This is a genomic window from Vibrio sp. OPT46, assembly GCF_015163535.1.
GTDB classification, from domain to species: domain Bacteria; phylum Pseudomonadota; class Gammaproteobacteria; order Enterobacterales; family Vibrionaceae; genus Vibrio; species Vibrio alginolyticus.
The window spans coordinates 2,233-11,144 of the sequence record NZ_JADDYG010000119.1; the positions used below are offsets into that span (position 1 = coordinate 2,233).

The 8,912-nt window shown below is 42.0% G+C and carries 7 protein-coding genes and 1 pseudogene; 1 reads left to right on the forward strand and 7 read right to left on the reverse strand.

Translation table 11 applies throughout. The features are described 5' to 3' along the window. The 4 genes from IQR33_RS05185 to IQR33_RS05200 all read right to left on the reverse strand — a co-directional run. A partial coding sequence (locus tag IQR33_RS05185) for a leucine-rich repeat domain-containing protein (RefSeq protein WP_193843573.1) occupies positions 1-1,050 on the reverse strand: 1,050 nt, incomplete at its 3' end. After that, positions 1,040-1,570: a leucine-rich repeat domain-containing protein gene (locus tag IQR33_RS05190; protein WP_228010047.1), complete on the reverse strand. Its 531-nt coding sequence runs from the start codon at positions 1,568-1,570 to the stop codon at positions 1,040-1,042. The genes IQR33_RS05185 and IQR33_RS05190, both read right to left, overlap by 11 nt. Before the next feature lie 673 nt (positions 1,571-2,243). Then, positions 2,244-3,314, reverse strand: a complete 1,071-nt coding sequence (locus IQR33_RS05195) for a DUF1176 domain-containing protein (protein WP_017633893.1) — start codon at positions 3,312-3,314, stop codon at positions 2,244-2,246. A gap of 238 nt (positions 3,315-3,552) precedes the next feature. Then, the gene (locus IQR33_RS05200) at positions 3,553-4,701 is read right to left on the reverse strand and encodes a tetratricopeptide repeat protein (protein ID WP_053304256.1); all 1,149 of its coding nucleotides are present in this window, start codon (positions 4,699-4,701) and stop codon (positions 3,553-3,555) included. 740 nt (positions 4,702-5,441) lie between these two features. On the opposite strand from IQR33_RS05200, the pseudogene IQR33_RS05205 reads away from it, so the two are divergent. Next, positions 5,442-5,986 (forward strand): annotated as a pseudogene (locus tag IQR33_RS05205) (PolC-type DNA polymerase III). Positions 5,987-6,075: 89 nt separating this feature from the next. Here IQR33_RS05205 and IQR33_RS05210 read toward each other — a convergent pair. The 3 genes from IQR33_RS05210 to IQR33_RS05220 form a co-directional block, all read right to left on the reverse strand. Then, a complete protein-coding gene (locus tag IQR33_RS05210; protein WP_155489406.1) occupies positions 6,076-6,582 on the reverse strand; it encodes a hypothetical protein in 507 nt (168 codons plus the stop codon). Positions 6,583-6,806: 224 nt separating this feature from the next. Then, positions 6,807-7,499: an ABC transporter ATP-binding protein gene (locus IQR33_RS05215; protein ID WP_193837577.1), complete on the reverse strand. Its 693-nt coding sequence runs from the start codon at positions 7,497-7,499 to the stop codon at positions 6,807-6,809. 22 nt (positions 7,500-7,521) lie between these two features. After that, a complete protein-coding gene (locus IQR33_RS05220; RefSeq protein ID WP_017633888.1) occupies positions 7,522-8,805 on the reverse strand; it encodes an ABC transporter permease in 1,284 nt (427 codons plus the stop codon). Positions 8,806-8,912: the final 107 nt, after the last annotated feature.

The window sequence follows — 8,912 nt, forward strand, 5'->3', positions numbered from 1 at the left end:
GTTACCAGCAAACGCCCCTTCACCAATGGTGGTCACTGAATCTGGAATGGTCACACTGATGAGCTTGTTACCAGCAAACGCCCCTTCACCAATGGTAGTCACTGAATCTGGAATGGTCACACTGATGAGCTTGTTACCAGCAAACGCCCCTTCACCAATAGTAGTCACCGAATCTGGAATAGTCACACTAGTGAGCGCGTTATCAGCAAACGCCTCCTCACCAATAGTGGTCACCGAGTCTGGAATGGTCACGCTGGTAAGTTTGTTGTGAGCAAACGCATTATCCCCAACAGTAATCACAGAACCTGGGAGCGTTACACTAGTGAGCTCATTGTAAATAAACGCATAGTCTCCAATAGTAGTTATCGAATCTGGAAGGGTTATGCTAGTGAGATTATTATGACCAAACGCGCTCTTATCAACGGCAGTCACCGAATCTGGAAAAGTCACACTGGTAAGATTGTTGCCCTCAAACATACCGAAACCAATGGTAGTCACCGAATCAGGAATAACAATCTCCTTTCTCCCTCCGCCAAAGGAAACAACAACCTTCTTGTTGTCAGTACCATCATCATTACAAGCAAAGATTATGCCATCTGATGGCGCATTGTTGAATGTGGATATTGCATTACCATTAAACGCATTAGAACCAATGGTGGTCACCGAATCTGGGATAATCACGCTGGTGAGATAGTTGTCAGAAAACGCTGAACCCTCAATAGTCGTCACAGAGTCTGGGATGGTCACACTGGTAAGTGTATTGCCAGTAAATGCCCCCCAACCAATAGTGGTTACCGAATCAGAGAGACTCACGTGGGTGAGGTTGTTGTCAGCAAACGCAACTTTTCCTATGGTGGTCACTGAATTAGGTATAGTCAGGCTGGTGAGTTTGTTTCGAATAAACGCGTCATCCTCAATGGTGGTCACAGATTCTGGTATAGTCACGTTGTGGATCTCATTATCGGCAAACACACTCTCGCCAATAACGGTCACCGAATCTGGAAGGATCAGGCTAGTAAGCTCGTTGCGTTCAAACGCACTATCCCCCAATAGTGGTCACAGAATTTGAAAGGGTCAGGCTAGAGAGCTTGTTTCCATAAAATGCTTCCTTACCAATGGTTGTTACCGAGTCTGGAATGATCAAGCTAGTTAGTTCGTTGTGTTGAAACGCCCAATCACCAATGGTAGTCAACGAATTTGAAAGGGTCAGACTAGAGAGCTTGTTTCCATTAAATGCATCCCTACCAATGGTGGTCACGGAATTTGGAATAGTCACATTGGTCAAATTGTTGTAACTAAACGCACTCGCACCAATAGTAGTCACTGAATCAGGGATAGTCACGCTGGTGAGCTTGCTACGTCTAAACGCATCACGCCGAATAGTAGTTACCGAATCTGGGATGATGACATCTGTTTCGCTACCATTATAGTCAATAATTACTGACTTGCTTTTTGTGCCATACACCAACCCTTCTGTTGCTTTTTCACAGCCAGTAAGAAAGGTTAAACAGAGCAAACTGCCCAGGGTCGGGCAGATTACCCTCGTGAATCTTGTTATTGATAATGACATACCTGTTCTCAGATTTATATTTATTTTCTGTGCGAATGCATAAAACATTCACATACGGTCAGTTTTATCTTGGGTTAAGAGGATGATAGCAATACTTATTGCGACTTATCATTCCCAACAAGTTGTTTAAACAATTTCACTACTAAAAGAAGCGGTTTGACAAGCAAAACAACTATATAAAAGGCTTAAATCTTGTTAAGTTTCATTCTATCGCAGTATTTTCGTAGTATAAAACACACGCTTTTAGACTTTTTAGATTATTTAATCTAACGAATTTGGGGTAGAGCCCTCTTAAAACCATCACATCCACAAAGTACCACGAGCAAAATTAAGCTTGAGGGGCGAGCCGGCATAAAAGTTGAAATAGGAGTAAAGAACCTCATCAAAAGAGCTTTTGGTATAGTTCCTGATTTCGCAAACTTTACACCGAATTGATTATATATTGGATGTATTTTTTATCTGACTATAGCTACGCCTTATCGAAGCTAGGAACGCACAAGAAGAGTTTTATGTAATTTATACTTCACAAACAATTTCTCGTAGGTATTTGTGATAGGGTCTACCGTTTTTTAGTACCAGAATTGTTACAAGTCAGACAGCAATTATTGCTTTTAAACTCAGAACCTTAAAAAGCCCTGAGCAGAAGTGCTAGAACAGTAACTTAAAAACATAGCTATTTATTCAAATCTTGTGTAGTAACCACTTCGCTTACCCAAATAGGCATGAAGTCAATGCCTCCAGCGGCAATACCACGGCACAAACCTGTATTACCATAACTCGCACGAACCATTTGTTTGCCATCAAACAACCAGCTTTCAAAGCTCCAGCAATCCCCCAATCCTCGGTCTTTATGAGCGGAGGAAACAATGCCGTCAGAATAGTCATTACCATAGATGTTAAGACGTTTAGGCACAGCAGCATCGCCTTCTCCCAACAACCAATAACTTGAACCATAGTTATAAGCCGCCATCCAACAGGACGCCTCAATCAATGATTGGCCATTATTAAGCTTTGCAATAGCAATTGACGGTGTTTCTTCAAACAGTCTATGGCACTCGGAACTGTCTCCGTTAGACTGATAGCTAGCACGAAGCTGTGGTAACAATTTGGCATATTGGGCAGATTCTGGCTCAAGTGATTTCATCATTGCATCGCCGCCAACATTCACAAGTGTGGGGATAGCCACAGCAAGATTCACCCTAGACTCAGCGCCTTGACCTTTTGCGACAATAGCAAACGGAGTATTCTGGCGCCCCTGATATTCATCCATCCTACGAAACACGGCACTGGCACCGCTACCAGACAGTACCCATTTAGTTTTACCATCACCAATTTCAATAAGTGCATCTTTAGTCACTACTGCAAGAATGGCCTGAACCTGCATGGATGTCATGGCGTCATGCTGTATCGGGCCCAACTCTAGGCCATCGATATAAAGATTTATCTGCTCAGGCCAATGGTCAAAATCAGATTCATCCCCTAAATACACTTTGCCCGTTACTGACGCTGCAGGACCCGCTTTACGAGTAAACATCACAGCAACAGGATTGAGACTGCCAATATTTGAATAGCCAGCCGCCCGGCAGGTCCCTGTATTATCACAAGCTAGATACCAATCTTTGTGTTGAAAACTCTCTCCCTCAAAAGCGCTGACAGAAAAAGCTACCAAACCCAATGTACATATTGTACTTCTAATACAGAGCATTAGCATATTCCTCCAGTTCAGTTTTAATGAATAAATCATTGTGCCTCCTTTGCTACTTCTATTTACCAGTATTAAAAATTCCGTATTCTTATGAAAACATCAATTTAGAATTATTTATTAGAGCGAACCAGAAAAAAAATTTAGTCAGTTACCCCAGTTCATCAATAGTTAAAGGAGTGGTTCCATATTTTTTAGTAATTAACTTTCTTCGCTCCATTAATAAATGATAATAAACAACCATAATAAATTATTAAGTGGATTTAATTTTCATAATTACTCACCTATATATAGTACCTTTTTCTCCCATTTTATAACCTAAAGTAAAACCCAAACTTTTAACAGGCTTTACTTTATAACTCTGAGCCGAACGTAGTGCTTTATCTATATCTTTTTTCGTTAGTTTTCCAGAGATTTCTTTGAACTGTTTTTCTGCGTCTGGATGTTTGTTTTTTTTTGCCCAGTAAGACCATTTAAACGCTTCAATTAAATTCATCATCCCATTTTCATCATCACGATATAATTGCGCAAAGCCAAATTGAGAATATGGGTCATTGTATTTAACCCCCACGGAATACCACTCTATTGCTTTATCTATATTCTTATCGCAACCCAGGCCATATTGGTACATATACCCAATTTTCCCCATCGCAACGCTTGAACCTTCGTTTACTGCACTATAGTATTTTTGGATGGCTTCTTTATAATTTACAATGTTGTACTTAGTTGATGAATAAATGTCACCAAGTAAAACTAATGCGTAGTGATCCTTCTTGTTGGCAGCAGTCTTAAGCCACTTAAGAGCCTCGTTGAAATCGTAATGGTCACCATCCAGATAAGTGTGTCCAAGAAGAAGCATTGCGTCCGTGTCATTCTGATCTGCTGCCTTGTGTAGCCAATGCATCATCATTTTAGGGTTAGAGTACTCTTTGTCCATAGTATAAATCGCCGCAAGAGTTTTTTGCGCTTCTAAATCTCCAGACTCTGCTGCAATCGTGTGCCATCTCAACATTTCTGCTGAATCTCGACGAAAGTGTCCGTTTCCTTCATAGATTATGCCTAAAATAGCAGCGCAATCTACTTCTCCGTCAGCATATGCTTCCGTCAACCATTTGCTAGCTAACCGCCAATCCTTTTTAAATTTTTCACCACTAAAATACAGGTAGCCAAGTTCTTTCTTTGCCTCCGAGCTTCCCTTCAACGCTGCCTTCGTTAACCAATTTACTACTAGCTTTTTATTATACTTAACACGCCTTCCATGATAGTAACGTCTCGCTAAGATAATTTGAGCCACACTAGACCCCTTTATCGCTAAGTATTTAAGAATATCAATCGGCAACGCAACAACAAGTAATTTATAAATAATATTGAATGTTATTTTTAGCCTGAACATAACTCTTTGCAATAAATTAACATCACGTTTTTTCATTGTTATCTAAATTTCTCCAAGGTTAAATCCTCCGAACTTAATATCAAATTTAATAGTTATTAGTAATATTGAACTTCAATGTTTACTTGTATTTTTGTTCAATTTGGTAAATACAGGTAAGCATCAGTCGATGATAACCAAAAATTGACCGTGTTTGTGTTGGTTTCACTATGCAAGATAACTTTTTTTTCAGGCAAAAACACGTCAGCAACATATAAGTGAGTAAAAACACTCTGTAGAAAAGAAACACTATTGAGCTAGAAAGTACAACGGGTAAAAATACAATCGTGTTTGGTGTACCACCAGCACACCTCTGAATATGTATTTGTAACTTTTTCAAATTTAGTAAGTCATGATATTGCAACGTTATTTGTGGACACCAGCGTAATGGTTAAGATTGCACCTTTTAAAAGGTATGATCAAAGTGGGTAAGTGCCGTTTCATTAAAAAGCACAGAGTAATCATTGCTGCCCAGATATCAGGATAACCCCGCCACCCAAAAACGTAACTTTGAACAGACAAATACCACAGTGAGAGTTTGAATCGCCTTAGGTTACATTTTATGAGGGCAAACGAACGCACCAGATTTTGTAAGGTGTTTTATCTAGTGGGCAAGCTAACATTCAATTTCTAACTGAGCTTCCGTAAGTTTCTCTCACTACTAAAGCTTCTCCTCCTCCTTCCCTTTTCCCACACTTTCAACGATACTCTTGCGCCTTATTGTTCAGTTGGAAAACTTCATGCCTCAAGCTAACTCCGTTGTCGTACTCGACTTTGAAACCACAGGTCTGTCTCCGAATATGGGTGATCGCGCGATTGAAATCGGTGCGGTTAAGATCGTTGATGTTGAGGTGATCGATAGTTTTCAGCAACTTATGAATCCTGGCTTTCGTGTGAGCTCATCCATTGAAGTTTACACAGGCATTACCAATAACATGCTGCGCACAACGCGTCGTTCGATAAGCGCTTTCTGGATGCGGAACTGGAGCGAATTAACTGCGGTTATTCTGGCAAGTTCGCGTGTTCTTTATTGGTGGCACAACGCCTTATTCAAGATGCGCCGTCACACAAGTTGGGTGAGTTGGTTCGTTATAAGAACATTGAAAACGACGGTGTATTCCACCGCGCGTTAGCCGATGCACAGGTAATGGCAAAGCTTTGGTTACTGATGGTGGAAGAGCTTGAACAATCGGGCATAGCAGCGCCAAGCTTCAAGCTTATGCAAACGGTAAGTAAGACAGCAAAAGGAAAACTGGAGCAGTTGCTCTCTAAAAATCGGTTTTAACCACACGAGATATAAACAAAAGTCGATTACTTTTGATAGGAATCGGATTATTAAATATAGAAAGTGATTGCTTACATTAAAGTCTATTTTTATGTATTTAATAACAATTGTTTAGTGCCATTTAATCTCAAAATTTTGTTTGCCAGCTTTATTAGTCCTGGAAGGTGAATCATTTGTAATAAACTTGGAACTGAAAACATCAAAACAGCTTTCAATAGATTCCAAATAACATCGTAATCACCAGGAGTAAATTTAAAAGCTGACATTAATAAAGCCAGAACAATAAATGCATAACAAAAATTTTGAACAAACTCATCAGGATACCAAGAGTACGTTATTTTCGTTTTATTTTTATCTTGTCCTAGTTTACATCGAAGCTCCCCACCAATCTCTCGTCCTGCAACAATTGAGCTGAAGTTTATAAACTCACGAGTATTGAATAACCGGTCTTGATGTGCTTCAGAACTTCGAGAAGTTTTTCTTTTTACTATTAAGATATTTTCCTTTTTCTTAGTCAAGTAAGCACCTTCACTAGGATTATTCTCATTTAAATAAAAATAGTCAGTATTTTTTAACCTAGAAAGAATCTCTTCCATTGATTCTTCGCTATACTTTTCGCTTCTATAAAGTGCGTGGTTTATATTCATTACAATCTTGTAGCCTTGTGGGAACCAAATTTCACATCAACTAACTATCAAAACAGTTAGCAATTCAAATCAAGATGTAAATTCTAAACAAGGCTGACTAAAACACCACTTCCAAAGTGACCATTTTCATAGGCGAATTACCTTTATTTTAGTAAAGCTCCAAACTGTGAATATCACTCCGGCACCCTATCCGAAATTACCTTGCCGTCTTTGATGGTGATGATGCGTTTAGTGCGCTCTGCCAGAGCGTTATCGTGCGTCACGATGATCAATGTTCTGCCTTCGGCGTGGAGTTGGTTGAACAGAGCTTCGATCTCAGCACCAGATTTTGAATCGAGCGCGCCGGTTGGCTCGTCAGCTAGGATGATTTGCGGATCGTTGACCAAGGCTCTTGCAATCGCAACTCTCTGCTTTTGACCACCAGAAAGCTGGTTTGGTTTATGGTCTAAACGATCCCCTAGCCCGACTTGCTCTAGCAATTTAGCTGCGCGCTGGCGACGTTCTTTGGCTTTGATACCAGAGTAAACCAACGGCAGTGCCACGTTATCAAGCGCCGTCGCGTATTCCAATAAGTTAAAGCTTTGGAAGACAAATCCGATCTTTTGGTTACGAATGCCAGCCAGCTCATTCGCACTTAAACTTGCGACGTTTTGGCCGCCAAGTTGGTACTCGCCATCGGTGGGCTTATCTAAACAGCCGAGCATGTTCATCAACGTTGATTTGCCTGAACCGGACGGGCCAAGAATCGAAAGAAACTCGCCTTGATTAATGGTTAAGTCAACGCCGTCTAGCGCGCGAACTTCCGCCTCCCCGCTTGAGTAGTATTTACAGATGTTGGTCAGCTCAACAAGCGGCTTGTTCGACATGTTCTCTCCAGAGTTATTGTTGTTATTCACTTTGTAGCGCCTCCAACGGGCTGACTTTTGCGGCTCGGTTTGCAGGTAACCATGCAGATGCCACGCCAATGATCACTAAGGTGAGGATGACAATCGCGACAACGACCCACGACAACTCAGGGACAGGTTTACCCAGTTGTTCATAAAAAGCATTGCCCTCTAAAGGAATGGAACTGATGGCAGACACCAGCGCGTACGTCACAGCTAACCCAAGCGCGCCCCCCATCATCATTGTCAATAAAGACTGCACTAAATAGTGCATACGAATGGCCGTTGGGGTTGCACCGACTGCCATGCGCACGCCGATATCACGCGTAGATCGCTTTACGGTGGCATACATCACATTGGCAATGCCGACGCCAGCAACAGCTAACGTCACGAAGCCGATAATGCCAAGAAAACTCTGCAAACCTATCAGAAACTGCTGCATACTCTTTTGTTTAAGGAACATATCATCGACTTGGACGACCTGTTCATCACTGACACTTGCCCCGTGCTTACGGGCAATCACTTGCCTGATCGTCTTTGCTAAGGCTTCTCGGTCTACATCGGCTTGTGGTTGCACATTGATGCCACCAATTTCACCGTTGACATGAAATCGCTTCCACGTCGCTAACGGCACAAAGCTGGAATAGTTGATAAGATCCCCCAGTTCTATTTGAGCGCTGTTTTTCTCCAATACGCCCACAACGGTGAACTCCTCATTGCCGATTTTTACCTTTTTCCCCACAGGGTTGACTTGCAATGTGACTGTCGCAAACCAACTAAAGTCCTCATTCGGGTTGAATAAGTCGGCTGCCAGTTCATAACCCAGTACAACGACTTTGCGCGTCTCTTTTTGATCGAGTGGATTTAACCATCGTCCCCCCGCCATCGGCACCAAATTGGTCATGGATTGAAACTCGCTCGTGACCGCTAAGGGCTCTTGCCATGAGCTTCTGTCACCAACGGTGATACGCTCTTTCCACTTCGCAGTTGGCGCAACGCTTTTTACATCGGGTAATGCTCGAACGATCTCTGAATCGTCCATTTTTAACGTCAGAAATTTACCTTGGTGAAAAGCACCGTGGTCGACGGTGGCCATCCCTCCGGTCAAATAGATCAAGTTGCCGTTACCATTTTGTGCGGTTTTCAATACGCCCTGACGAATACCCTCACCTACCGCCAACATAGCAGCGATACAGAGGGTCGCCCACGCTACTGCCAGAATGGTCAAACCCAGTCTCAGCTTTTCTGCCGCCATTTCTTGGAAAATTTGTCTCATCGGTAACAGCATGACTAGGCCCTCGCACTCAAAGCAATGACTGGCGTGAGACGCGATGCTCGCCTTGCTGGGAAATACGATGCCATCAATGCCAAGATAAGCGTCACAAGTAAAGACCA

Bases quoted from the DNA above. Each gene is read 5' to 3' on its own strand.
- IQR33_RS05200 (WP_053304256.1), bottom strand. From the start codon at position 4,701: ATGAAAAAACGTGATGTTAATTTATTGCAAAGAGTTATGTTCAGGCTA.
- IQR33_RS05195 (WP_017633893.1), bottom strand. From the start codon at position 3,314: ATGATTTATTCATTAAAACTGAACTGGAGGAATATGCTAATGCTCTGT.
- IQR33_RS05190 (WP_228010047.1), bottom strand. From the start codon at position 1,570: ATGTCATTATCAATAACAAGATTCACGAGGGTAATCTGCCCGACCCTG.
- IQR33_RS05210 (WP_155489406.1), bottom strand. From the start codon at position 6,582: ATGGAAGAGATTCTTTCTAGGTTAAAAAATACTGACTATTTTTATTTA.
- IQR33_RS05215 (WP_193837577.1), bottom strand. From the start codon at position 7,499: ATGTCGAACAAGCCGCTTGTTGAGCTGACCAACATCTGTAAATACTAC.
- IQR33_RS05220 (WP_017633888.1), bottom strand. From the start codon at position 8,805: ATGCTGTTACCGATGAGACAAATTTTCCAAGAAATGGCGGCAGAAAAG.